Origin of the sequence: Salinibacterium sp., assembly GCF_031364185.1 — a bacterium.
Classification (GTDB): domain Bacteria; phylum Actinomycetota; class Actinomycetes; order Actinomycetales; family Microbacteriaceae; genus Rhodoglobus.
Genome location: NZ_JANLVV010000150.1, coordinates 59,584 through 83,840, shown reverse-complemented (window position 1 = coordinate 83,840; position 24,257 = coordinate 59,584). Strand labels below are relative to the sequence as shown.

At 62.0% G+C, this 24,257-nt stretch carries 25 protein-coding genes; 3 read left to right on the top strand and 22 right to left on the bottom strand.

Going from position 1 to position 24,257, the window contains the following annotated elements; all coding sequences use genetic code 11:
- The 7 genes from RMN95_RS07105 to RMN95_RS07075 form a co-directional block, all read right to left on the bottom strand.
- Positions 1-282, bottom strand: a 282-nt coding sequence (locus RMN95_RS07105; RefSeq protein ID WP_397545259.1) for a shikimate dehydrogenase family protein, incomplete at its 3' end; no start/stop codon positions are given.
- On the bottom strand, positions 279-1,547 hold the full coding sequence (gene mltG / locus RMN95_RS07100; RefSeq protein WP_309616239.1) for an endolytic transglycosylase MltG: 1,269 nt from the start codon (positions 1,545-1,547) through the stop codon (positions 279-281). The genes mltG and RMN95_RS07105, both read right to left, overlap by 4 nt.
- Positions 1,548-1,551: 4 nt before the next feature.
- Entirely contained in the window at positions 1,552-2,013 is a 462-nt protein-coding gene (ruvX, locus tag RMN95_RS07095; protein ID WP_309616238.1) for a Holliday junction resolvase RuvX, read from the bottom strand.
- On the bottom strand, positions 2,013-4,667 hold the full coding sequence (gene alaS / locus RMN95_RS07090; protein ID WP_309616237.1) for an alanine--tRNA ligase: 2,655 nt from the start codon (positions 4,665-4,667) through the stop codon (positions 2,013-2,015). Before alaS ends, ruvX begins: the two co-directional genes overlap by 1 nt.
- A gap of 57 nt (positions 4,668-4,724) precedes the next feature.
- On the bottom strand, positions 4,725-4,949 hold the full coding sequence (locus RMN95_RS07085) for a hypothetical protein (protein WP_309616236.1): 225 nt from the start codon (positions 4,947-4,949) through the stop codon (positions 4,725-4,727).
- 287 nt (positions 4,950-5,236) lie between these two features.
- Positions 5,237-5,866 (bottom strand): 30S ribosomal protein S4, encoded by a 630-nt coding sequence (rpsD, locus tag RMN95_RS07080; RefSeq protein ID WP_309616235.1) that lies wholly within the window; start codon positions 5,864-5,866, stop codon positions 5,237-5,239.
- A gap of 204 nt (positions 5,867-6,070) precedes the next feature.
- Positions 6,071-7,402: a replication-associated recombination protein A gene (locus RMN95_RS07075; protein WP_309616234.1), complete on the bottom strand. Its 1,332-nt coding sequence runs from the start codon at positions 7,400-7,402 to the stop codon at positions 6,071-6,073.
- A 121-nt stretch (positions 7,403-7,523) separates the two neighbouring features.
- Between RMN95_RS07075 and RMN95_RS07070 the strand changes: the two genes are divergently transcribed.
- The 3 genes from RMN95_RS07070 (at position 7,524) to RMN95_RS07060 (ending at position 10,311) form a co-directional block, all read left to right on the top strand.
- Positions 7,524-8,321: a peptidylprolyl isomerase gene (locus RMN95_RS07070; RefSeq protein WP_309616233.1), complete on the top strand. Its 798-nt coding sequence runs from the start codon at positions 7,524-7,526 to the stop codon at positions 8,319-8,321.
- Between the two features lie 130 nt (positions 8,322-8,451).
- Positions 8,452-9,681 (top strand): DUF349 domain-containing protein, encoded by a 1,230-nt coding sequence (locus RMN95_RS07065; protein WP_309616232.1) that lies wholly within the window; start codon positions 8,452-8,454, stop codon positions 9,679-9,681.
- Between the two features lie 87 nt (positions 9,682-9,768).
- Positions 9,769-10,311 (top strand): hypothetical protein, encoded by a 543-nt coding sequence (locus RMN95_RS07060; protein WP_309616231.1) that lies wholly within the window; start codon positions 9,769-9,771, stop codon positions 10,309-10,311.
- Here the strand turns inward: RMN95_RS07060 and RMN95_RS07055 are convergent.
- From RMN95_RS07055 to thrS, 15 genes are all read right to left on the bottom strand, one after another.
- The gene (locus tag RMN95_RS07055) at positions 10,298-12,547 is read right to left on the bottom strand and encodes a bifunctional (p)ppGpp synthetase/guanosine-3',5'-bis(diphosphate) 3'-pyrophosphohydrolase (protein WP_309616230.1); all 2,250 of its coding nucleotides are present in this window, start codon (positions 12,545-12,547) and stop codon (positions 10,298-10,300) included. The two genes, RMN95_RS07060 and RMN95_RS07055, sit on opposite strands and share 14 nt — an antisense overlap.
- 37 nt (positions 12,548-12,584) lie before the next feature.
- Positions 12,585-12,941 carry a rhodanese-like domain-containing protein gene (locus RMN95_RS07050; RefSeq protein WP_309616229.1) on the bottom strand — a complete coding sequence of 119 codons (357 nt, stop codon included), beginning with the start codon at positions 12,939-12,941 and terminating at the stop codon, positions 12,585-12,587.
- A 4-nt stretch (positions 12,942-12,945) separates the two neighbouring features.
- Entirely contained in the window at positions 12,946-13,959 is a 1,014-nt protein-coding gene (gene secF / locus RMN95_RS07045; RefSeq protein WP_309616228.1) for a protein translocase subunit SecF, read from the bottom strand.
- Positions 13,959-15,722, bottom strand: a complete 1,764-nt coding sequence (secD, locus tag RMN95_RS07040) for a protein translocase subunit SecD (RefSeq protein ID WP_309616227.1) — start codon at positions 15,720-15,722, stop codon at positions 13,959-13,961. The genes secF and secD overlap by 1 nt, the downstream gene beginning before the upstream one ends.
- 104 nt (positions 15,723-15,826) lie before the next feature.
- Entirely contained in the window at positions 15,827-16,276 is a 450-nt protein-coding gene (yajC, locus tag RMN95_RS07035; protein ID WP_309616226.1) for a preprotein translocase subunit YajC, read from the bottom strand.
- Between the two features lie 67 nt (positions 16,277-16,343).
- Entirely contained in the window at positions 16,344-17,381 is a 1,038-nt protein-coding gene (gene ruvB / locus RMN95_RS07030; protein ID WP_309616225.1) for a Holliday junction branch migration DNA helicase RuvB, read from the bottom strand.
- Complete coding sequence (ruvA, locus tag RMN95_RS07025) at positions 17,378-17,995, bottom strand: Holliday junction branch migration protein RuvA (protein WP_309616224.1); 618 nt, start codon at positions 17,993-17,995, stop codon at positions 17,378-17,380. The genes ruvB and ruvA overlap by 4 nt, the downstream gene beginning before the upstream one ends.
- The gene (ruvC, locus tag RMN95_RS07020; protein ID WP_309616223.1) at positions 17,992-18,555 is read right to left on the bottom strand and encodes a crossover junction endodeoxyribonuclease RuvC; all 564 of its coding nucleotides are present in this window, start codon (positions 18,553-18,555) and stop codon (positions 17,992-17,994) included. Before ruvC ends, ruvA begins: the two co-directional genes overlap by 4 nt.
- Before the next feature lie 24 nt (positions 18,556-18,579).
- Positions 18,580-19,338 carry a YebC/PmpR family DNA-binding transcriptional regulator gene (locus RMN95_RS07015; RefSeq protein WP_309616222.1) on the bottom strand — a complete coding sequence of 253 codons (759 nt, stop codon included), beginning with the start codon at positions 19,336-19,338 and terminating at the stop codon, positions 18,580-18,582.
- Between the two features lie 39 nt (positions 19,339-19,377).
- A complete protein-coding gene (locus RMN95_RS07010; RefSeq protein ID WP_309616221.1) occupies positions 19,378-19,560 on the bottom strand; it encodes a hypothetical protein in 183 nt (60 codons plus the stop codon).
- Positions 19,557-19,982 carry a hypothetical protein gene (locus RMN95_RS07005; protein ID WP_309616220.1) on the bottom strand — a complete coding sequence of 142 codons (426 nt, stop codon included), beginning with the start codon at positions 19,980-19,982 and terminating at the stop codon, positions 19,557-19,559. The genes RMN95_RS07010 and RMN95_RS07005 overlap by 4 nt, the downstream gene beginning before the upstream one ends.
- Before the next feature lie 33 nt (positions 19,983-20,015).
- A complete protein-coding gene (gene pdxT, locus RMN95_RS07000) occupies positions 20,016-20,648 on the bottom strand; it encodes a pyridoxal 5'-phosphate synthase glutaminase subunit PdxT (protein ID WP_309616241.1) in 633 nt (210 codons plus the stop codon).
- Positions 20,605-21,522 (bottom strand): pyridoxal 5'-phosphate synthase lyase subunit PdxS, encoded by a 918-nt coding sequence (pdxS, locus tag RMN95_RS06995; protein WP_309616219.1) that lies wholly within the window; start codon positions 21,520-21,522, stop codon positions 20,605-20,607. The genes pdxT and pdxS overlap by 44 nt, the downstream gene beginning before the upstream one ends.
- A gap of 91 nt (positions 21,523-21,613) precedes the next feature.
- Entirely contained in the window at positions 21,614-22,183 is a 570-nt protein-coding gene (locus tag RMN95_RS06990; RefSeq protein WP_309616218.1) for an HIT domain-containing protein, read from the bottom strand.
- 66 nt (positions 22,184-22,249) lie between these two features.
- Positions 22,250-24,202 carry a threonine--tRNA ligase gene (gene thrS / locus RMN95_RS06985; RefSeq protein WP_309616217.1) on the bottom strand — a complete coding sequence of 651 codons (1,953 nt, stop codon included), beginning with the start codon at positions 24,200-24,202 and terminating at the stop codon, positions 22,250-22,252.
- Positions 24,203-24,257 lie beyond the last annotated feature (55 nt).

The window sequence follows — 24,257 nt, the reverse complement described above, 5'->3', positions numbered from 1 at the left end:
TTCACCGACCAGCACGGTATTCGCGGCACCCACAGTGTCCACCACACTGTCCCGAGAATCCAGCAGGGGCAGGATGCCGCGTTTCAGCGGCATCGTCAGCGACAGTCCCCGCCAGCGTGAGTCGAGTTTCGTTACGAAGTCCGCGAGTGACCCCTCTGTGACATCGACAGACTCATAGCTCCAGTCGAGCCCGAGCACCTCATATGCGGCCTTGTGGATGCGCGGAGAAAGCGAATGGGAGATCGGCGAGCCCAGCACTGCGAGCCGAGTTCGCGCCGTCACTCTCCCGTGTCCCACTCGGGGTGATCGCGAAGCCACCGCTGCCACACCTCGACTGCAGCGTCATGCTCGTCCACGGTGGTGGAGAATGTGGTCTCTCCGGTCTCGCCGTTGACAAGCACGAAAAAAAGCCAGGGCCCGTCGACCGGGTTCAGCGCCGCGTCGATCGCGGCGGCGCCAGGGGCCGAAATAGGCCCGATTGGCAGTCCAGGATGAACATAAGTGTTGTATGGATTGCTGTCGTCCGCTCGTTCGGCATCAGTCGTGAATATCGATGTGCTACCGGCGCCATAGCTGACCGTCGCATCCGATTGGAGCAGTATTCCGTCGTTGAGTCTGTTCGTGAATACGCGCGATACCTTCGCGAAGTCGACTTCCGGTCCGCCCTCTTTTTGGATTAGGGCCGCAAGCGTCAAGACGCGATGGCGATCTTCCACCGCCACTCCGGCGGAATCCAGCCGCGCGAACATCTCGGTGACGAGCCGCTGCAGTATTTCCTGAGCCGTTTCGGTACCGTCGAGTTCGTAGGTTGCGGGAAAGAGATAGCCCTCGAGGCTCGGCGCCTCGGCGGGTAGGCCGAAGGAGGGCAGGTCGGCGGCGGCGGCCTGAAGCTCAGCCAGCGGAATACTGGTCGTCTCGGAGATCAATTCAAGCGCCGTGGGCAAGGTGACCCCTTCGCGCAGCAGCACGCGATCGGTGATCTTATTGGCGGGATCGAGCAGGGCATCGAGCGCCGATTGAGCGCTCATTTCCTTTTGCAGTGAGAAGTTCCCCGGAACGAAATTCACATTGTCCGCCTGTGCCACGAGCAGGTCGTAGAACGCGTCATACGTCATGGTGACCCCAGCGTCGTGGAGCTCGGTAGCCACATCAGAACCCAGGTCGCCCAAACGCACCGTGACAATTGCTTCCACGCCGTTGCCGGTGCCCTCGTAGTCGATGGCGAGGGGGATGCCCAGCAACTCCCGCACCTGTTCGTTGTAGTTGACCCAGCCAAAAGCCGCCACGCCGCCTGCTGCCCCGATGACGAGAACAAGCGGGAGGGCGATCTTCAGCCACAACAGGCCGCGTTTGCTCGGCCGACTGCCGGCTCGTGCGCCGCCAGCCGAGCCTGAGCCGTTGCCACCACCGCGACGGCGCGCTTCACCCTCGCGGGCCTCGCGACGACTGGTCGGGGCGGGCTCAGCGACCTGGGTAACGCTGGGGGTAGATGAGTCCGGCGTCGGGTCCGGATCAAAAATGCTGTCCCAGCTCGGCTCATGTGCCATAGATTTAAAGTCCTTCATGGGTGTCTACGACGACACCGGGAGGTATGCCAGCAGAACGCTCGAAGTCGAGCGCATGTTGCAAAATTATAACGGCGGCCACCTGATCAATCACTGCTCGTGAATTTCTGGTAGACCGACCCGCTGCCCTGAGCGCTGACTGGGCCGACACAGTCGACAGCCGCTCATCCACGAGTCGCACCGGCAGTCTCGACGTTCTCGAAATCTCGTTCGCGAAACTCCTCGCATCTGCCGTTGACGCAGTGTCATTGCCTGATAGCGCGAGGGGAAGGCCGACAACGATCTCTATGGCTTCCAGTTCGACGGCGATTCGGGCGATGCGGGACAGGTCGCCACTGCCCCTGGGTACTGTCTCCACCGGGGTGGCCAGGATGCCATGCGAGTCACAGCGCGCAACCCCGATGCGGGCCAGCCCCACGTCAACGCCCAGCCGTACCCCCGGTCGCACTAGCCGCGCACTGCCTCAGTGATTGCGTCAAGTGCCGGGCCGATAGCGGACACAGTCGATCCACCACCCTGCGCAATGTCGTCCTTTCCACCACCTCCGCCGCCAAGCACTCCTGCAGCGAGCTGAGCCAGACGGCCGGCCTTATGCCCCGCGGCGCGCGAGGCGTCGTTGGTCGCGACGATGACGGCGGGCTTGCCCGACACCTCGGCGGCGAGCGCGACGATGGAGGCACCGCTACCGAGTCGCTCGCGCACTCCCATCACGAGTGATCGCAGGTCATCGGTCGTAGATATCCTGCCCAGATTTTCGACCACGAGCATCACAGCGCCGACCTGATAACCATTGGCCACGATGGCAGGAATGCGCTGCGCCAGCTGGCCGGACTCGAACTCGGCGATCTTCTTCTCCGCGGCCCGAAGGTCAGCGACCAGCGCGCCGATGCGTTCGGGTAGTTGGTCACGGGGAGTCTTCAATGCCGACGTGAGCTCTGACACGAGCGCGCGCTCGACAGCGAGGTCTCGAAAGGCGTCCAGTCCCACCAGCGACTCGATGCGCCGATTGGACGAACCCACCGACGACTCGCCAATGAGGTTGATCAGCCCGACCTCCGAAGATCGCGACACATGCGTTCCCGCACAGAGCTCGAGCGACCACGGGCCGCCTATCTCGACGACTCGAACCGTGTCACCATACTTCTCGCTGAACAGTGCCATCGCACCGAGGGCCTTCGCCTCGCCAATCGGCAGTATTCGCGTGGTGACCTCGAGATTGTCCAGTACAGCGTTATTGGCCACCTCTTCGATTTCACTTTTCGTGGCGTGAGACAGCGCCGAATTCCATGAGAAGTCGAGGCGCATGTAGCCGGACTTATTGTAGGAACCCGACTGGTGCGCCTGCGGTCCGAGAATCTGACGGAGCGCGGCGTGGATGAGGTGAGTCGCGGAATGGGCCTGCGTCGCACCGCGCCGCCACCGGGGGTCGACGACGCTGGTCGCCGGCTCGCCCACTCCCACCTCGCCGGAAGTGACCTGCACCTTATGACTGACGAGTCCCTTGACCGGCCGCTGGACATCGAGCACCTCGAGTTCGAACCCGAGACCCACGATGGTTCCGGCATCGGCTTCCTGGCCTCCGGATTCGGGATATAACGACGTTTCGGCCAGGACTACTTCAGCAATCTGACCGGAAGTTGCGCGCGTCACGGCGGCCCCGTCGACGATCAGTCCCAAGACCGTTGTGTCGGTATCGAGGTAGTCGTAGCCTGTGAAGACTGTTTCGCCCTGCGCTCGGAACGCGCTATAGACCGAGAGGTCAGCCAGGTGCTGCTTCTTCGATTTGGCGTCAGCCTTGGCCATCGTGCGCTGGTGATTCATCAGCACGTCGAATCCGTCGCGGTCAATCGAGAGGCCCGCCTCTTCGGCGATCTCGAGTGTCAGGTCGATGGGGAATCCATACGTGTCATGCAGTAGGAACGCCGTCTCCGTGGGCAATTGCGTGGCGTCGGCCTGCTGGGTGCGCGAGACGGCGATGTCCAGGATGGTCGTGCCACTGGCCAGCGTCCTGAGGAAGGTCTCTTCCTCCGCGAGTGCCAGGCGGGAGATGCGATCGAAGTCGGTCGACACCTCGGGGTACTGGGTCTTCATCGCATCGCGGGACGCGGGAAACAGCTCGGCGAATGTCGGTTCTTCGACACCAAGCAGCCGCATTGAGCGGACGGTGCGTCGCAAAAGCCGGCGCAGGATATATCCGCGTCCCTCGTTCGCCGGGGTGACCCCATCCGACATCAGCATCAGACTCGATCGCACATGGTCTGCGATGACGCGCATCCTGACGTCGTCCTCGTTGCTGGCACCGTACCGTCGCCGCGATAGCTCGGCGGCCTTGTCGAGCACAGGGCGAACCTGGTCGATCTCGTACATGTTCTCGACGCCCTGCTTGATGAAGGCGACCCGCTCCATCCCCATGCCGGTGTCGATGTTCTGTGAGGGCAACTCCCCCAGAATCTCGAAATTCTTACCGCTGCCCTCACCCCGCAGGTACTGCATGAACACGAGGTTCCAGATTTCGACATATCTGTCGTCATCTGTCGCCGGACCGCCATCCATGCCATATTCGGGTCCGCGATCGAAGAAAATCTCTGAGCACGGCCCCGCAGGCCCGGGCTGGCCTGTCGACCAGTAGTTGGTATCCATATCCAGACGCTGGATGCGTTCGTCGGCGAGGCCCGCCGTCTTCTTCCAGAAGTTGACCGCATCGTCATCGTCCTTGTACACGGTGACCCAGAGGTCCTTCTCGTCGAACCCGAAGCCACCGGCCGATTCGGTGCCTGTCAACAGCTCCCAGGCAAACTCGATCGCCTGCTTCTTGAAATAGTCACCGAAGGAGAAGTTGCCGTTCATCTGGAAGAACGTGCCGTGCCGGGGGGTCTTGCCCACCTCCTCGATGTCGAGGGTCCTAATGCACTTCTGCACACTCGTCGCACGCGGGTAGGGGGCGGGCACCAGTCCGGTCAGGTAGGGCACGAACGGCACCATCCCTGCGACGGTGAAGAGCAGGGTGGGGTCGTCGCTCACCAGCGAGGCGGAGGGCACGATTGTGTGTCCTCGTTCGCCAAAGAAATTCAGCCAGCGGTTCTGGATGTCTGCGGTCTGCATAGGAAGGTCCTGGTCACTCGGTGTGCAATGGAGCTCGACGACCGAGCCTGTCGTGGGTCAGCGTCTGCGGTTGAGGTCGGAAATCACGTCTTCAGCCTCCGCGACGGCGGCCAGAAGTTCGGCCTCGCGGGCCTGGTAACCCTCCACGACGGCAGCCCGGAATTGGCGCGCACGCGACTCGATGTAGGCGAAGAACTGGTGCCCTTCGGGAGTCTTCGAGACGGCGTGCGCAACGAAGAATCCTGCAGCGACTCCGACGGTGAGGACAAGTAGGCCCTTCATGAGTGCTCCTTTGATGAGAGGTGTTCGACGGGCGAAATCATAAAGTGCCAGCTTAGTTCTTCGATCCCGTGCGCTCGGTGCTCTCTCGACCGCCCCGCACGGCGCTCTGCACTCCAGCAGGAGCAGCGGCAATCCCCATCAGAGGGAGCCATGTGACAGCCGACAGCAGGGCGACCAGGTCAGTCCGTCCCGCCCTATGTCCGGTGGTGATGGTGCGTTTCTTATCGGTTAACGGAAGAAAGCGGGCCGTCTTGCGACGACCCGCTCCCACAGTAACCGGGTTGCGTTTAGCGAGCGGCGTAGTACTCCACGACGAGCTGCACTTCGCAGGTCACGGGAACCTCGGCGCGCTTCGGACGACGAACCAGGCGTGTCTGGAGCTTGTCGATTTCGACCTCCAGGTACCCCGGGGTCTTGGGAAGCACGTCGACGTGGCCGCCGGCAGCCGCGACCTGGAAGATCTCCATACCTTCGCTGCGAGGCTTCACGTGCACGAGCTGGCCCGGCTTCACGCGGAACGACGGGCGATCGACGAGCTGGCCATCGACGAGAATGTGACGGTGCACCACCATCTGGCGCGACTGCGCAGTGGTGCGGGCGATCGCGGAGCGCACGAGAATCGCGTCGAGACGCATCTCGAGCTGCTCCACCAGGTTTTCACCGGTCAATCCTGCCGCTTTGCGAGCTTCCTCGAACTGGATTTTGAGCTGGGCTTCGCGGATACCGTACTGGGCGCGCAGGCGCTGCTTCTCACGAAGACGCACGGCGTAGTCGCTGTCCTGTTTGCGCTTGGTGCGGCCATGTTCACCGGGAGCATACGGACGCTTCTCAAGGTACTTCGCTGCCTTCGGGGTCAGCGCGATGCCCAGAGCACGCGAAAGGCGGGTCTTGCTACGAGTACGTGACTTAGTAGACACGGGTTCCTTACTGTCAATGAATGATGGAAACGGGTGCTCGCGTGCACGCATGCGCGCGCAAAACTCGTGCTTCTCGCACACGCCCGTGAAAGTAGAGGGAAGCGCCCTGCGGACCTCGGTCGGCTACAGACCGTAAATCCTCGACCGGCGATTTCGTTGCAGCCGCGCGCGGAAACCAGATCTTGGGCAGCGATAAGAGTATCACTAACTACCGCGAATGATGCCCCTGAGCTTCTCTAGCCTGGCGGCCACGTCTCGCTCATTACCGTTGTTGCTCGGCTGGTAATACTCCGTGCCCTGGAGCTCGTCAGGGAGGTACTGCTGGGTTACCACCCCGAAGTCGAAGTCATGGGAATACTTATATCCCTTGCCGTGCCCCAGCCGCTGCGCCCCTGGATAATGGGCGTCACGAAGAGGCTTGGGCACCCGCCCGATCTTGCCGGCGCGAACGTCGGCGATCGCTCTGTCCAGGGCAAGGTAGGCGGCATTGGACTTGGGTGCCGTTGCGAGATAAACAACGGCCTCGGCCAGCGGAATCCTGCCCTCGGGCATGCCGATCAGCTGCACGGCATCGGCTGCCGCCAGTGCGATGACCAATGCCTGAGGGTCAGCCATACCGATGTCTTCGGCCGCCGAGATGATTATTCTCCGGGCAATGAAGCGGGGATCTTCCCCGGCCTCGATCATTCGGGCGAGGTAGTGCAGGGCCGCGTCCACGTCAGAACCCCTGACCGATTTGATGAAGGCGCTGATCACGTCGTAGTGCTCGTCGCCCTGCCTGTCGTAGCGCAATAGGGCACGATCAACGGCCATGGCCACGAGTTCGGCCGTGACAACGGGCGTTCCGGTTCCGTCGTGCGAGGCCACCGCGGCCATCGCCGAGGCCTCGAGTGCCGTGAGCGCCCGCCTCGCGTCACCCGACGACATCCTAATAATGGTGGCGCGAGCCTCTGGTGCGAGCGTGACGGCATCTGCCAGCCCGCGATCATCCGCGACAGCACGATCAATCACGGCCCCGAGGTCGGTCTCATCCAACTGTTCGAGCGTGAGCAACAGCGATCGCGACAGCAGCGGCGCGATGACCGAGAAGGATGGGTTCTCCGTGGTTGCCGCAATCAGGATGACCCAGCCGTTCTCCACCCCCGGCAGCAGTGCATCCTGCTGGGCTTTCGTGAAGCGGTGAATCTCATCGAGAAACAGCACCGTGGTGAGTCCGTAGAGATCTCGGCTCGAGAGTGCCTCCTCCATCACCTGCCTGACATCGCGGACACCCGCGTTGACCGCCGACAGTTCGACAAACTTTCGGCCAGAGCTGTGCGCAATGGCTTTAGCCAGCGTTGTCTTTCCTGTTCCGGGTGGCCCCCACAGGATGATCGAGACTGACCCCTGCTCGCCCGTGCGGTCAGAGGCCAGGCTGACCAGCGGCGAACCGGGCGCCAGCAGATGCCGCTGCCCGGCAACCTCATCCAGGCTCATGGGGCGCATTCTCACCGCCAGTGGGGTTGCCCCACCGCGTAATCCAGGCCCGCTATCCATGATGGCAATGCTAACCTCGGCGACCGACCCGACGGATATCGTACAGTTCACAATGGCACTCGGCTCGGCTGGGTGCCGCACAGCACCGAGCCCCCGGCACCGAACCACAGAAGGAGCAATCGTGGCAACGAATAAGAGCACCGATCGTCAGGCGCGTGAGGCCCGGGATCGCCTGCGCCGCTACCAGGCCAGGCAGACTGTCTATGAGCACGGCCGCCGGCGCCGCACTCGCGACAACATCGTCGCCATCGCGGGTGTACTGACGGTTGCTGCGCTGGTCGCGGGAGCGCAGCTTTATTACTTCAACGGCGGCCCCGGCACTCCAACCCCAGCCCCCACTCCCACTGCCACCGCCACCGCCGAAAGCCAAAACGTGGGTGACGTGCCAGACCCATCCGTGGCCGAAGGGCGAACCTGGACGGGCACTCTGACCCTCAATGACGTGCCACTCGGGATTTCTCTCGATGGAGCCCTCGCCCCGCAGGCTGTGGCGTCGTTCGTCACGTCTGCACAGGATGGCTATTACGTCGACAAGACCTGCCATCGTCTGGTCTCAAGCGCCACTGCCGGGCTCATTCAGTGTGGATCCTTCGATGGCACCGGCGCTCCCGACCCGTCGTTCAGTTTCGGACCGGTCGAGAACGCAGCGGTCGGCGGCGTCTACCCGGCCGCGACGATAGCCATGGCGCGGGGAGGCGGCGACGCCTACAGCAACGGCCGCCAGTTCTTCATCGTCTTCTCCGATGCCACGCTGCCTGACGATGCGGCGGGCGGGTACACGGTGGTAGGCACTGTCACGAGTGGACTCGATCAGCTCGCGGCGCAGATCGGCTCCGGTGGAGTCATTCCCGGGGCCAACGGCCCCACCGACGGAGCGCCCGTCGTCGCGACATCCATCACGGGGCTCACCATTCAGTAACTTCGCCGCTCAACAACACCACGATCCAATAACGTCGCTGCCGGCCATTCCCGGGGTGCCATAGGCTTGATCCGCTGGGCCGGGTATGAGTGTGCCCAGCCATCCGGTACGAACTGCAAGGGTGATTCACGTGGCAACAGACGATCGGGCCTGGGGCCGCGTTGATGAGACAGGAACCGTCTTCGTTCGCGAGGCTGCAGGAGAGCGGGCGGTAGGGCAGTACCCCGATGGCTCGCCAGAAGAGGCACTCGCCTACTTCCAGCGAAAGTTCACAGAGCTCGCTGGGCAGGTCACGCTTCTTGAGCAGCGAGTGAAGCGCGGCGCTCCTGCTGCCGACGTGTCGAAGGCGGTCACAACGCTGACTTTGAGCATCGCTACCGCGAATGCCGTCGGTAACCTGGCGGCCCTCCAGACTCGCATGGAGGCTCTCGGAGGCACCGTGAACGAGCTAAGCGAGAAGCAGACCGAAGAGTCCAGGGCTCTTGTCGCTGCGGCGTTGACAGAGCGGGAAGCACTCGTAGTCGAGGCAGAAATTCTCGCAGCGCAAGATCCGGCAAAGGCTCAATGGAAGCAGGTGACAGCGTCGATCGACGACATATTCGCACGCTGGCAACGGCATCAGGCGAACGGGCCACGACTGCCTAAGAACGAGGCAAATGAGCTGTGGAAACGATTCCGTGCTGCTCGCGCCACCATCGACACCCACCGCAAAGCATTCTTCTCAGAGTTGGACAGCGTCCACAAAGATGCAAAGGCCGCCAAGCAGGCGCTCGTGGAGAAAGCTCAGGAACTGGTGGCGAAGGGGCCCGAGGGCATACCCGCTTACCGCACACTCCTGGATCAGTGGAAGGCCTCCGGCCGTGCGGGTAAGAAGTTTGATGACGCGTTATGGGCCCAGTTCAAAGAGGCCGGCGACGCTCTCTACTCGGCCAAGACTGAGGTCGACGTTCAGGACAACGCCGAGTTCGCCGCCAATCTCGAGTTGAAAGAGGCGCTGCTGGTCGAGGCCGAGCCGCTATTGGCCGAAACTAACCGGGTCAAGGCCAAAGAGGCGCTGCTGCGCATCCAGTCCAGATGGGACGCGATCGGTAAAGTTCCTCGCGACAGGGTCAAGCCGGTGGAGGATCGCCTTCGGAAGGTCGAGAACGCCGTACGCAAACTCGACGAAGACCACTGGGTGAAACATAACCCAGACCGTAAGGAACGCGAGTCAGGGTTCCTCGGTCAACTCACTGACGCGATAGCCAAGCTTGAGCGTGAACTCGATGAGGCGCGCGCGGGTGGAGATAAACGCGCCATCGCCGCGGCTCAGGAAGCGTTGGAGGCCCGAAGGGCGTGGCTAGGAGCAATCGCGCGCTAGCTCCAGCTCGCCGTACACAGGTGGCAGTTGCCCACACATCACGTCGACGGGCCCCTGCTCACAGGCGACACCGCCCATGATGGGTGGATGCCCGAGCGCCTGTCGTCCGTACTCTCCGGTCTTGACCTCCCTGAAGCCGAGCTGTGGGCAGCGAGGCTGGACGGAGAGCTATTCCAGATCGGCAATTGCTTCACCCCCATCGACGAAATCGAGCAGCCGTCACATCGAGCAAGCGTGGTGCACTTCGGGATGCCGCAACGGCTGATCGCAGAACAGCGCTCGGCCGGCTGGATCTGGGGCGCGTATGACCTCGCGCCGCCTCATCGCCAGCTTTGCGTGGGTATGGACTCACGAGTAGGTCATGAACTCCCGAGATCTGTGAGTGTTCGTGAGGTGGTGATAGGGCCTCATGAATTCACCCTCGTCGACGGGTTTCGAACCACCACTCCCCTGCGCACCATCATCGATCTTGCCCGGTTCAGCGAGGTGTTCGATGAAGCGGACGAGCGCTCGGTGTCATTGCTGATGCGTCGCTACGGGGTGAGCTTCGAGGACTGCATCGATGGACTCAATAGTCGCCGAAATCTCCCGGGCAAACGTCGAGCGCGCGCGCGGATCAGCCGTTGCTGACTCTGTAGACGTCATACACAGCGTCGATCCTGCGAACGGCGTTCAACACCCTGTCGAGATGGGTGGTGTCTCCCATCTCGAAGACAAACCTGCTGAGGGCGAGTCTCTCGCTGGAGGTAGACACCGTGGCCGACAAAATATTGACATGGTTCTCACTGAGCACCCGCGTCACGTCAGACAGCAGACCGGACCTATCGAGCGCCTCCACCTGAATTTGTACAAGGAAGAGTGACTTGGAGCTTGGCGCCCACTCCACTTCGATGATGCGCTCGGGCTCAAGCATGAGTGAATTCACGTTATTGCAGTCTGTGCGGTGCACCGATACTCCGGCTCCACGGGTCACAAAGCCGACAACCTGATCACCGGGTACGGGGGTACAGCATTTTGCCAGCTTGACGAGGATGTCGGGAGCCCCACGAACGAGCACCCCCGAGTCGCTGTTCTTGAGAGCGCGGCTACGACCCTTCGGCGCAAACTCGACCTCCGAGTCTTCGGTCTCAGATTCGCTGTGCAGTGACGCCAGAACTTTTTCTATCACCGACTGGGTCGAGATATGACCCTCGCCCACCGCAGCATAGAGCGCCGTGACGTCGTCGTAGCGCATTTGTGACGCGACCTCGGCAAACGAATCCTGGCTCATCAGTTTTTGTAGTGGAAGATTTTGCTTTCGCATGGCGCGAGCTATGGCGTCCTTGCCCTGCTCAACCGCTTCCTCGCGTCGTTCCTTCGTGAACCAGGCACGGATCTTATTGCGGGCTCTCGTGCTTTTGACGAACGACAGCCAATCCTGGCTGGGCGCGGCGTCCGGATTTTTCGAAGTGAAAACCTCGACGGAATCGCCGCTGTTTAGCTCACTTTCGAGAGGGACAAGCCGCCCATTGACCTTGGCGCCCATGGTGCGATGCCCCACCTCCGTGTGCACCGCGTAGGCGAAGTCGACCGGTGTCGCCCCGGCGGGGAGGCCAATGACCTTGCCCTGCGGAGTGAAAACATAAACCTCTTTGGCACCGATCTCGAACCGCAGAGAGTCAAGAAATTCCCCTGGGTCTTCTGTTTCTGCCTGCCAATCGGTGATGTGGGCGAGCCACGCCATGTCTCCATCGACTTGAATGCCCGAACCGTCGCCCTTGCCATTCACCTTCGCTTTGTACTTCCAGTGTGCCGCCACCCCGAATTCGGCCCGTTCATGCATTTCGGTGGTGCGGATCTGTAGCTCGACCGGCTTGCCCTGGGGCCCGATGACCGTCGTGTGCAAGGACTGGTAGAGGTTGAACTTCGGGGTCGCTATGTAGTCTTTGAACCGACCGGGGATAGGGTTCCACCTTGCGTGGATTGACCCGAGAACGGCGTAGCAATCCCTCACTGAATTGACCAGGATGCGGATGCCCACGAGGTCGTAGATCTCGTCGAACTCGCGGCCGCGCACGATCATTTTTTGGTAAATCGAATAATACTGCTTCGGGCGCCCGGCGACGCTTCCCTTTATTCGTGATGCTTTGAGGTCGTCGTGGACAGCATCGATGACCTGCTGCACGAACTCCTCACGCTGTGGAGTGCGTTGACGCACGAGGCTTTCAATCTCGACGTAAAGCTTGGGGTGAAGCACAGCGAACGACAGATCCTCGAGCTCAAGCTTGATCGCCTGGATTCCGAGTCGGTGAGCCAGTGGTGCGTAGATCTCGAGAGTTTCCTGCGCCTTCCTGGTGGCCGATGCCGTGTCCACGAATCCCCAGGTGCGGGCGTTGTGCAGACGATCGGCCAGTTTGATGACGAGAACCCGAATATCTTTCGACATCGCGACGATCATCTTGCGTACGGTCTCGGCCTGGGCGCTATCTCCGTATTTGAGCTTGTCAAGCTTGGTCACACCATCGACCAGCATCGCGATCTCGTCCCCGAAATCGTGTCGAAGAAGTTCGAGTGTGTATTCGGTATCTTCAACGGTGTCGTGCAGCAGCGCGGCAGCCAGAGTCTTCGTGCCAATTCCCAAATCGGCCAGGATCTGTGCAACGGCGACCGGGTGGGTGATGTACGGCTCGCCACTCTTGCGCTTCTGTCCGCGATGGGCCTTCTCGGCCGCAGTGTAGGCGCGCTCCAGCAGGGCTATGTCGGCCTTCGGGTGATGGGCTCTCACCGTCTTGATGAGGCGGTCCACTGCGCCGGCGGGCTGAGCTCTCGAAAAGATGCGCGGCAGCAAAGTGCGCAGGGTGGCAGTGTTTTGCGTTGTCTCTGTCACGCTGCCACCTCCGATATCGATCCTAAGCGGCGGCGGATCAGGTTTCGTCCGTGTTCGCTGGTGTCGTAACGGAGGAAAGCGCGCCACCGGACGCGGCCCAGGCCATCATCCCGCCGTCGACGTTCACCGCATCCACTCCGTGGGAGCGCAGGAACGTGGTCGCACGCCGCGATCTCATCCGGCTGTGGCACACGATGAGCAGTCGTGTGGCGAGAGGCAGTTCGACGGCTCGTTCCTCGAGTTCAGACAGTGGCACGAGCTGTGCGCCGGCAATGTGACCGGCGTCCCATTCGCTTTGTTCGCGCACATCCACCACCGTAACTCCGCGGGAGACTTCGCTGATGGCATCCTCGGCAGACACCTCTGGAACTGACGGGGAGTCCGAAGATGCCACCGCTTTACCTTCCGCCCAGGGCGGAGCGGGCGGCTTCGAGCTTGGTGCTGTGAGCAAGGATGTCCGGCTCCTGCTCGCGCAATTGGGAGTAAATCGGAGCCGCAATAAATATGGTCGAGTATGTGCCGACAATAATGCCGATGAACAGCGCAAGCGCAATGTCTCGCAGGGTCCCGGCTCCGAGTACATAGGCCCCGATAAAAAGAATTGCGCCCACGGGCAGCGCGGCGACTACCCCGGTGTTGATGGAACGCACGAGAGTCTGGTTCACCGCAAGATTCACCGAGCCGGCAAATGTTCGAGGTGAGGAATTAGCGTCCTCCGTGGTGTTCTCCCGGATCTTATCGAACACCACGACGGTGTCGTAGAGCGAAAATCCGAGAATGGTCAGGAATCCGATCACCGCGGACGGGGTGATTTCGAAGCCGAGAGCTCCGTAGACCCCGGCGGTGATGATGATGTCATGCAACAGCGACGCGATCGCCGCGACCGACATCTTCCATGTCCTGAAGTAGAGCGCCATGAGTATGGCCGCGAGCACGATGAAGACGATGAGCGCCCGGAGGGCTGATCCGGTGATATCAGCACCCCATGACGGCCCGATGAACGATGCTGTCACGCTGGTGATGTCGACTCCGAAGGCGGTGGCCAGCGCGTCGCGGGCCTGGGTGGACTGTTCCGGCAACAGTTGTTCGGTCTGCACTCTCACCGAGTCGGTTCCCACGATGGAGACCCGAGGTGATGCCTGCGGGTCGATCGCCTCGACGGTCGATGCGGCCAGATCCTGGGCCTTGGCCCGAGGCCCTTCCAGGTCGAGATCGGCCACTCCCGCGACCTGGAATTCGGACCCACCTCTGAACTCGATCCCGAAGACGAATCCACCTCGGGCAATCGGGAGCGCGATCGACAGCAGGATCATGACTGCTGCGATGGCGTACCAGAGCTTGCGACGACCAACGAAGTCGATCGAACGCTCACCGGTGTAGAGGTCATTTCCGAACTTCGAAAAACTGGCCATCAGGAATCCTTCCCATCCGCTGTGGTGCTGGATGCTCCGCGTGCGCTCGTGCCGGTCAACTCGGCGGCCTTGCGCTCCGCGATCGTCTGCCGACGAGCCGCCTCGCGACTGGCTCCGGCTTTGGCTGGGCTGAGCACCGGGGCCCGGAACTGGGCACGACCGCGGTAGACCGCACCGAGAGCATTCGGATCGAGGCCACTCAATGGATGCCCACTTGAGAAGAATCGTGTCGACGCGAGTAGCTGGAGTATCGGATGCGTGAACAGGATGACGATGAGAACGTCGATCACGGTAGTGAGTCCCAGAGTGAGCGCAAAGCCCCTCACGTTCCCGACGGCGAGGATGAAAAGCACCACCGCCGAGAGGAGGTTGACGGCCTTGGCGGCGAAAATCGTGCGCAGCGCGCGTTTCCAGCCGGCCTCAACCGCTCCGGGGAGCCCTCGACCGTCTCGAAGTTCGTCACGTATTCGCTCGAAATAGACGATGAAGGAGTCGGCCGTGAATCCGATGGCAACGATCAGTCCTGCGACGCCGGCCAGCGACAGCCTGTAGCCCTGGCGCCACGACAGGATCGCGATCATCAGGTAGGTGAGCACGCCGGCGACCACCAGTGAGGCAACAGTCACCAGACCGAGCATGCGGTATTGGAACAGCGAATAAATTACGACGAGGATGAGGCCAATGAGGCCCGCGACGATACCGCTATTAAGCTGCGCTGCCCCCAGGGTGGCCGAGATGGTCTCATTTGACTGCACGACAAAACTGAGCGGAAGTGCACCGAACTTCAGCTGGTCCCCGAGGGTTTTCGCGCTTTTTTGGTCGAATGATCCGCTGATTTGGGGCTTTCCATCGGTGATGACAGCCTGGGTGGTCGGTGCTGAGATGACCTTGCCATCCAGGACGATCGCGAAGCGGTTACGCACATCGGTTTTGGGGTCGAAGCCGCTTAGTCGCTGAGTGACGTCGGCAAACTCTCCGGTGCCCTTGTCGTTGAACGTGATGAACACGCCCCAGGTGCCCGTACTAACGCCCTGGCTATTGGCAATGAGGCCGCTGCTAGCGTCGGAGATGGTGTCGCCGGAAACCTCAACCGGCCCAAGAATGTACTTATAGGAATATTTGCCGTCAGCTGATGCCTCACAGGTAATGAGTGGGTCGGCTTCGGGCGCGACATTTGTGTCGGCCTTATCGAGCGTCGTGCAGTCGAAGTTCGTATAGGCGTCGAACAGCGCCGGGCTCACCCAGTTCGGGTCGCTTGCATCCGTCGGGACGGCCGTCGAGGTCGTGGCGAGCGACGGCGTTGGGGCCGGGGTTGCGCCATCGGTTGGCGCTGGGGATTCCGTTGACCCGGCAGCACTGGTGGCGGCGACATCCGTGAAGATCACCGGCCGGAATTCGAGCTTCGCCGAGGACTCGATACGCCGGAGGGTCTCCTCATCCGGAGTTCCAGGAATTGACACCACGATATTCGATGCGCCCTGCGTGGCTATCTCGGCCTCCGATACGCCACTGGCGTCGATGCGCTGGCGGATGATCGACACCGCCTGATCGAGCTGCTCGGCCGAGGGTGCGCCCTCCCCCGCACCGAGCTTCGGTGCGAGTGTGATCTGAGTGCCGCCCTCGAGGTCGAGGGCAAGCTTTGGAGCCCATGACGCCTTTTCGAAGATCACCCCGTACGCGAGGACACCCGTGAGAACCGCGGTGATGACGAGAAGCCAGGTGAGTGAACGCCACGCTTTTTTCACAGGAGTAGTTCTTGCCACCAGTGCAACTCAGCTTTCTATACGGGCCGACGAACAAGCGCAGGCACCCGAAAAGGTGCTGACCGGCGCGTACACATGACGCGGGCCAGCACCAAGAATAGTGCTTACTCGGAGGCCTTCTTGGTCGAACGGCGAGCGGGCTTCTCGTCGCCATCCACTCGTTCGCCGTATTCGGGTGCCTCGAGGGGAATCGCGGTATCTTCGTTCAGCTTGACCCGGTCTCGGTCCTCGGCCTCGCGATTGGCGATAGCCATGGCCTCTTCGACCGAGCGGGGCTCGCCGGGCTCGCCCACCTCATCGGTGACGACCTTCGCGATGGTCTGGCTGTGCACGCGGACAATGTTGCCCGGCGCCACCTCGAGTTCGGCGACCTTGCTGCTCTCGTCGAGCGAGATGAGCTTGCCGTAGAGACCAAAGTTTGTCATCACCTCGGCACCAGGAACGATCTGGGTGCGAAGTTCTTCCTGCTGCGCCTTACGCTTGCGCGAATTGCGAAACATAAAGAAAATGAGCACTGCCAGAATGGCCAGCATTCCGATAGTCAACGGATCCATGATTACCTTCCAAGGGAGTCTGTGGGCCGGTCAGTCTCAGCAGACTGCCTGAGAGGCCACCAAAGAATCATAGGTCATCGCCGAAGAGGGCAGGTTTGGGCGTGACCTCTTGTCGCGGCGCAAGCCCGAAGTGCTTCCATGCCTCGCGCGTCGCAACCCGGCCACGCGGGGTGCGGGTCAGTAGCCCGATGCGCACGAGAAATGGCTCGACAACAGACTCGACAGTTTCTGACTCCTCGCCTACGGAGACGGCAAGCGTATTGAGTCCGACGGGCCCGCCGTCGAAACGGGTCAGGACGGTCTGCATGACGGCTCGGTCGAGCCGGTCGAGTCCCAGTTCGTCCACGTCGTACAGCTCCAGTGCGGCGTGCACGGCGTCGATTCCCGCACCCGATCCCTTTACCAGTGCGTAGTCACGCACGCGCCGAAGAAGCCGGTTGGCGATGCGCGGAGTCCCCCGGCAGCGTCCCGCGATCTCGGCCAGCGCGACCCTGTCAATGTCGAGTGCCAGAAGCTTTGCCGCCCGTTGCAGCACGAGTTCGAGCTCGGGCTCATCGTAGAACTCCAGGTGCGCGGTGAAGCCGAACCTGTCGCGCAGGGGGTTCGGCAGCAGGCCCGATCGCGTGGTCGCACCGACCAGCGTGAACGGCGCAAGCTCGAGCGGAATGGAGGTCGCCCCCGCGCCCTTGCCCACCATGATGTCGATCCGGAAATCCTCCATGGCCAGATATAGCATTTCCTCCGCCGACCGGGCCATGCGATGAATCTCATCGATGAACAGCACCTCGCCGGGCACCAGTGACGAGAGCACTGCGGCCAGGTCGCCGGCGTGCTGGATTGCGGGGCCACTCGACATTCGCAACGGCCGTTCGCTTTCGTGAGCGACGATCATCGCCAGGGTTGTCTTGCCGAGTCCGGGGGGCCCCGCGAGCAGAATATGGTCGGGAGTGCGGTTCTGGATGGCGGCCGCTTGCAGGAGCAACTGGAGTTGCCCGCGAACCTTGGTCTGGCCGACGAACTCCGCCAGCGAGGTGGGCCGCATGGCGCCCTCGAATGCGAGCTCGGCCTCGGATTCGGGCGTGAGCGACACGGCGGGGTCGGTCATGCGGAGGTTCCGGCCAGCTGCGGGCCGAGGTTCGCGAGGGCGAGACGCAGCAGCGCTGGCACGGCGTCTCGCTCGATCGCGCTGGCCCGGGATAACGCGTCTTCGACGGCCTGCGCGGCGACACGCTCCGGCCAACCGAGCCCCACCAGGGCGATGGCCACGCTCTGGCCGACGCTCGAAGGACGAGCCGGTGTCGCAGCCCGCGCGCCGGTCATGCCGTCGAGTTTTCCAGCGAGAGACAGCACGATGAGCTTTGCGGTCTTCGGCCCGATGCCAGAAACCCGGCGAAACGCCCCGTCATCTTCGAGAGTGACGGCCTGCGCGATCTCCGCGGGTCCCATCACCGCCAACACTCCCATCGCGCTCCTCGGCCCCACCCCCGTGACACTGCGGAGCAGGTCGAAGGCCGCAAGTTCGTCTGCCTCGGCGAAACCATAGAGGGAAAGGTCGTCTTCCCTGACGATCAGGGCCGTGCGAATGGATGCCTCGTGGCCAGGCCGCAGCGACAGGGCAAGCTGTGGCGTCACCTGTACGGACATCCCGACTCCCCCAACCTCGATCACCACCGTGGTGCCCAACGCTGCGAGGACCGTCCCGCGCAGTGAGGAGATCATGAGAATGCCTTCCGGGACGTTGCTGTCTTCTCGGCATCCCGCCAGGCGCGCTGCGCCGGCGTGAGAGCCCCGCCACCGGCCGCCAGCGCTGGGCCTTTCCATGCGTGGCAGATCGCGATCGCCAGCGCATCCGCCGCGTCCGCGGGCCTTGGTACGACATCGAGTCCGAGCACCCGCGCGACCATCGCACCGACCTGCCTTTTATCGGCGGCACCGTAACCGGTGATGGCAGCCTTGACCTCGGACGGAGTGTGCAGGCCGACAGCGAGTCCCCGCGACGCCGCGATCTGCAGGGCAACACCGCTGGCCTGCGCGGTCCCCATCACCGTACGAAGGTTGTGCTGTGCGAACATGCGCTCGATGCCCACGGCGTCCGGCTCGAACTCATCGACGACATCCTCAATTCCCTGGGAGATAGCGAGCAGCCTGCGCTCAAGTGCGAGATCGGGCGACGTGACAACCACCCCGACGTAGACAAGACTCACCGTACGGGTGGCGGAGACATCCACTACTCCAATGCCGCAGCGGGTCAAGCCGGGGTCGATACCCAGCACTCTCATAGGGGCGCCGTCGGGGTCATGTCCCTAGTCTTGGTCCAATTCGGCCTGCACCTCGGGCGACACGTCGTAATTCGAATATATGTTCTGCACATCGTCCGAATCTTCAAGAGCATCGATAAGCTTCATCACTCTTCTCGCGATGTCGGCATCAACGTCAACTGTCAGGTTCGGCATGAACTCTGCCTCGGAGGCGTCATAGTCGATTCCTGCCGCCTGCAGGGCTTCGCGGGCAGCGACCAGGTGGGCCGTATCTGTGACGACCTCGAAGCCCTCGCCTCTGTCATTGACCTCTTCTGCTCCCGCGTCGAGCACCGCAAGAAGGATGTCATCCTCGGAAACGCCGTCGGTTTTCGTGATCGAGATGACACCCTTGCGCGTGAAATTGTAGGCAACGCTGCCCGGGTCTGCGAGGTTGCCGCCATTGCGGCTCATCAGAGTCCTGACATCGGCGGCGGCGCGGTTGCGGTTGTCGGTGAGACATTCGACCAAGAGCGCGACCCCGCCGGGGCCGTAACCCTCGTACATGATCGTCATGTAGTCGACGGCCTCGCCAAGCTGACCCGAGCCACGCTTGACCGCTGAATCGATGTTCGAGTTTGGGACCGAGGTTTTCTTCGCCTTCTGGATGGCGTCTACGAGGGTGGGGTTACCCGAAAGATCGGCCCCGCCCATTTTCGCTGCGACCTCGATGTTCTTGATGAGCTTGGCGAACGACTTTGCACGGCGCGAATCTTTGATCGCCTTCTGATGCTTGGTGGTTGCCCATTTGGAGTGGCCTGACATGAACAACATCCTAACCAGCCGCCGGATGCCCGGCTCCCCTCAGTCGGTGAGACGCACTCCCGCCGACCTCAGTTCGAGTACAGCCAGGGCGCGAGTGACCGTCTCGTCGCCTCGACGCCACGCCTCCATGGGATCGGGTCCGACGGACGACAGCGCGGCGATGTTTTGGTTGGCGAGAGCACGGAAGGCCAGCAGATCGACCCCGGCAGGGGCATCCATCATCGCTCGCGCATTGGCGGATCTTCTCGAGAATCGGATTGGGGCACCAACCAGAGCGTGAGGATCATCAGGCTCGGCACCACGGTAATGCCCACTCCGAGGCCGGTAGCCAACTGGGAAACGGCTAGCTGCTGGCTCTGGCCCGCGCTCTGAAGAGCCTGCCCCGCATCACTGGCCCCGTCGAAGGGCACCCGGATACCACCGCCGATCAGCGGGATACCGCCCAACGTCCTTCCGGCCTCGACCATCGTCTGCCGAAATCCCGACCCGGCCTGCTCCATCTGGATCCCGAAAGCGGAGAGGTTTGAGATCAGTTGAAACACGGTGGTACCCAGCCAGGCCCAGGCACCGATAGCAGCAAGGGCCAGTAGGTCACCAATAATCTGACGGGTTCTGCGCGGAGCGAAGTCGGAATACAGGTTCATCCACCCATAATCGCGCAGGCCCGTGGTCGTGGGTTACGCCGCTGACACCTTCGTCAAAAAGTATTCGTGGAAACGGGTGTCGCCCGTCATCTCCGGGTGAAACGACGTGCCCAACAGGTTGCCCTGCTCCACTGCCACGACTCGGCCGTCGTGCAGGGTCGCCAGAACAGTTGCCCGCTCACCCACTGACTCCACCACCGGCGCACGGATAAACACCGCATGCACTGGAGGATCCCCCAGGATGGGCACTGTGATGTCGGTCTCGAACGAGTCGAGCTGGGACCCAAAGGCGTTGCGCCTGACGACGATATCGAACCCACCGAGGGTCTGCTGGCCGTCGATCGAGTCGAGCAGGGTGTCGGCCAGCATGATCAACCCTGCGCACGTTCCGTAGACGGGGATTCCGGATGCCACGGCCGCCCTGAGAGGGCCAGCAAGCCCGAACATGCGGCTGAGTTTGTCTATCACGCTCGACTCGCCGCCGGGAATGATGAGCCCCGCCACACGCGCAAGCTCCTCGGGACGCCTCACGGCAATCGCGTCGAACCCAAGAGAACGCACCACGGCCATGTGCTCACGAAAATCACCCTGTAGGGCGAGAACTCCTATTGTGGGCGACGCGCTACCAGCCACGCTCAGAAAGGCGGTGCGGTGCGGGCAGGTCAGATACGTTGATGCCCACCATCGCTTCGCCCAGACCTCGGGACGCCTCAGCGATGATCGCTGCGTCGTCGTAAAAGGTTGTTGCCTTGACGATCGCGGCGGCGCGCTGCACGGGGTTTCCTGACTTGAAAACTCCTGAGCCAACGAAGACACCATCCGCGCCGAGCTGCATCATGAGCGCCGCATCCGCGGGCGTTGCGACTCCTCCGGCCGTGAAGAGCACGACGGGCAGCCGGCCCGACTCGGCGACCTCGCGCACGAGGTCGTAGGGGGCCTGCAGCTCCTTCGCCGCCACATAGAGCTCCTCTTTCGACCTGCCCTTCAATGCCCTGATCTCGCCGAGGATCGTGCGGATGTGCTTCGTCGCCTCAGAAACGTCACCGGTGCCGGCCTCCCCCTTCGAACGGATCATGGCGGCGCCCTCGGTGATGCGACGAAGCGCCTCCCCGAGGTTGGTTGCGCCGCAGATGAATGGCACGGAGAAATTCCACTTATCAATGTGGTTGACGTAGTCGGCTGGGCTCAACACTTCTGACTCATCGATGTAGTCGACCTTGAGCGCCTCGAGCACCTGTGCTTCGACGAAGTGACCGATGCGGGCCTTCGCCATGACCGGGATAGACACGGCCGCGATGATGCCATCAATCAGATCTGGGTCACTCATCCGAGCAACGCCGCCCTGCGAGCGGATATCGGCGGGAACTCGCTCGAGCGCCATGACGGCGACCGCTCCCGCGTCTTCGGCGATTCTTGCCTGCTCGGCGTTGACGACATCCATGATGACGCCGCCCTTAAGCATCTCGGCGAGACCACGCTTAACGCGACTCGTGCCCATCGTGTCCACACCGGTGCTGTCTGCTGTGCTGTTAGTGCTCATAATCGTCAATTCTACGCGTGGGATGGACGCCTCGGCTGCGGCCAATGGGCATCCGGTGGCTTGGTCCACGCGAGTGTCCAGGTGCTCCGTATCAGGCGCTGCGCGGCCAGGCATTCGCAACCTCGGCGCGAACCTCCCCCAGCAACCGCGGGACGGCTTTGGTGCCCGCAATAATGGGAAAGAAATTGGAATCCTGCGCCCATCTCGGCACGATGTGCTGGTGCAGGTGCTCGGCAATCCCAGCGCCGGCGATGCGACCCTGGTTCATACCGATGTTAAAACCGTCCACCTGTGCTGTCTCTCTCAGCACTCGCATCGCCACCTGGGTGAGACTTCCGATTTCTGCGATTTCCTCGGGCGTGGCCCCGTCATATGTTGCAACATGCCGGTAGGGGCATACGAGGAGGTGTCCACTGTTGTAAGGATAAAGGTTCAACAAGACGTAAGCGAGTTCGCCCCTCGCAACAATCAGGGCTTTCTCGTCATCCAATTTCGGTGCCTCGCAGAAGGGGCAGTCATGTTCCTGGGGCGCCTGTTCGGAATTGTCCCTGATGTAGACCATTCGATAGGGCGTCCATAATCGCTGGAACGCGTCGGGTACGGCCGCAAACTTATCGGCAGACTCAGCGGCGCCGACCTCGGTGCCGTCATAGTCCTTCATGCGGTGTCCTTCATGCGGTGTGCTTCATGCCGTGTCCCTCATCCCACGACCGTCACGCGATGGTCGTCATACCTGGGCGCGGCTGGCAATGGATTCGGTGATGCGCGCAATTGCATCGGCGATCGGCACGCCATTCTCCTGGCTGCCATCACGGAAGCGGAAGCTGACTGAGCCATTGGCCGCATCATCCTCCCCGGCAATGAGCTGGTAGGGCACCCTGAGCTTTGTGTGTGTGCGGATCTTCTTTTGCATGCGCTCGCTCGACGCATCGAGCTCGGCTCTGACTCCGACCGCCTTCAGCCTCGTGATGACATCGCCAAGGTAGGCCTCATATGCTTCCGCCACCGGAATTCCGACGACTTGCACCGGGGAGAGCCACACGGGGAACGCTCCGGCGTAGTGTTCGGTCAACACCCCAAAGAATCGCTCGATCGATCCGAACAGTGCACGATGAATCATCACGGGCCGCTGGCGCGTACCATCGGCGGCCGTGTACTCAAGCTCGAAACGCTCGGGAAGATTGAAGTCAAGCTGCACCGTAGACATCTGCCAGGTCCGGCCGATGGCATCCCGAGCCTGCACCGAGATTTTGGGCCCGTAGAACGCGGCTCCACCAGGATCGGCCACCAGTTCGAGGCCTGACTCGACGGCAACCTCCCTCAGCGTGGTGGTGGCTTCTTCCCACACATCATCGTCGCCGACGTACTTCTCGGGATCCTTCGTTGACAGCTCGAGGTAAAAGTCGGTGAGACCATAGTCACGCAGCAGGGAGAGGACGAAGCCGAGGGTATTGGCCAACTCCTCTTTCATTCGCTCCTTCGTGGTGAAAATGTGCGCGTCATCCATGGTCAGGCCGCGTACCCGAGTCAGGCCGTGGATCACCCCGGATTTCTCGTTGCGATACACGGTTCCGAATTCAAAGAATCTCAGTGGCAGATCGCGGTAGGACCTCGCGCTGGAGCGATACACAAGGATGTGGAAAGGGCAGTTCATGGGCTTGAGGTAGTAGTCAGCACCCTGGCGGGTGATCTCACCCTCCTCGTTTCGCGCCTCATCAAGGTGCATTGGAGGGAACATACCGTCCGCATACCAGCCCAGATGACCCGAAGTTTCGAACAGTTGCGACTTCGTGATGTGCGGGGTGTAGACGAAGTCGTACCCCTCCTCCTCGTGGCGCCTGCGCGAATAGTCCTCCATTTCGCGACGGATGATTCCACCCTTCGGGTGGAATACCGCAAGCCCTGAACCGATCTCATCGGGAAAAGAGAACAGGTCGAGTTCGGCACCAAGTTTGCGGTGATCGCGCTTCAGAGCCTCTTCCTGGCGTGCCTGATAGGTGCGAAGGTCGTCCTTGCTCGCCCAGGCAGTGCCGTAAACGCGCTGGAGTTGCTTGTTCTTCTCCGAGCCTCGCCAATAGGCGGCAGCGGTGCGAGTGAGGGCCCACCCATTGCCGATCATCCGGGTGTTGGGCAGGTGCGGGCCTCGGCACAGGTCTTTCCAGTAGACCTCGCCGGTCTTTCCGTCGACGTTGTCGTAGATGGTCAGCTCGGCACCGCCCACCTCCACGGATTCGCTGTCCTGGCCTTCCTCGGCATCGTTACCCTTCAGCCCGATGAGTTCGAGCTTGTACGGCTCACTCGCGAACTCTGCTCGGGCCTCGGCCTCGGTCACGACACGGCGCTGAAACCGCTGGCCCTGCCGGATGATCCGATCCATGGCCTTCTCGACAGCCTTAACGTCCTCGGGAGTGAGCGGGTCCACGACGTCGAAGTCGTAGTAAAAGCCATCCGTGACGGGCGGGCCGATGCCGAGCTTTGCCTCAGGGTTGATCGACTGCAGTGCCTGCGCGGCAACATGAGCAGCCGAGTGGCGAAGGATTGCGAGCCCGGCCGGGGAATCGATCGTCACGGGTTCGACGGCGTCCGTCTCACTCGTCGAGGCCGCGAGATCCTTCACTTCGCCGTTGACGCGTATAGCGACAACGGAGCGGTCGGTAAAAAGTTCGAATCCGGTACTCACCCCACAACTTTAGCCGCGACCCGGGTGGTCACGGTTCGCTCTGCAGTGCGTCGAA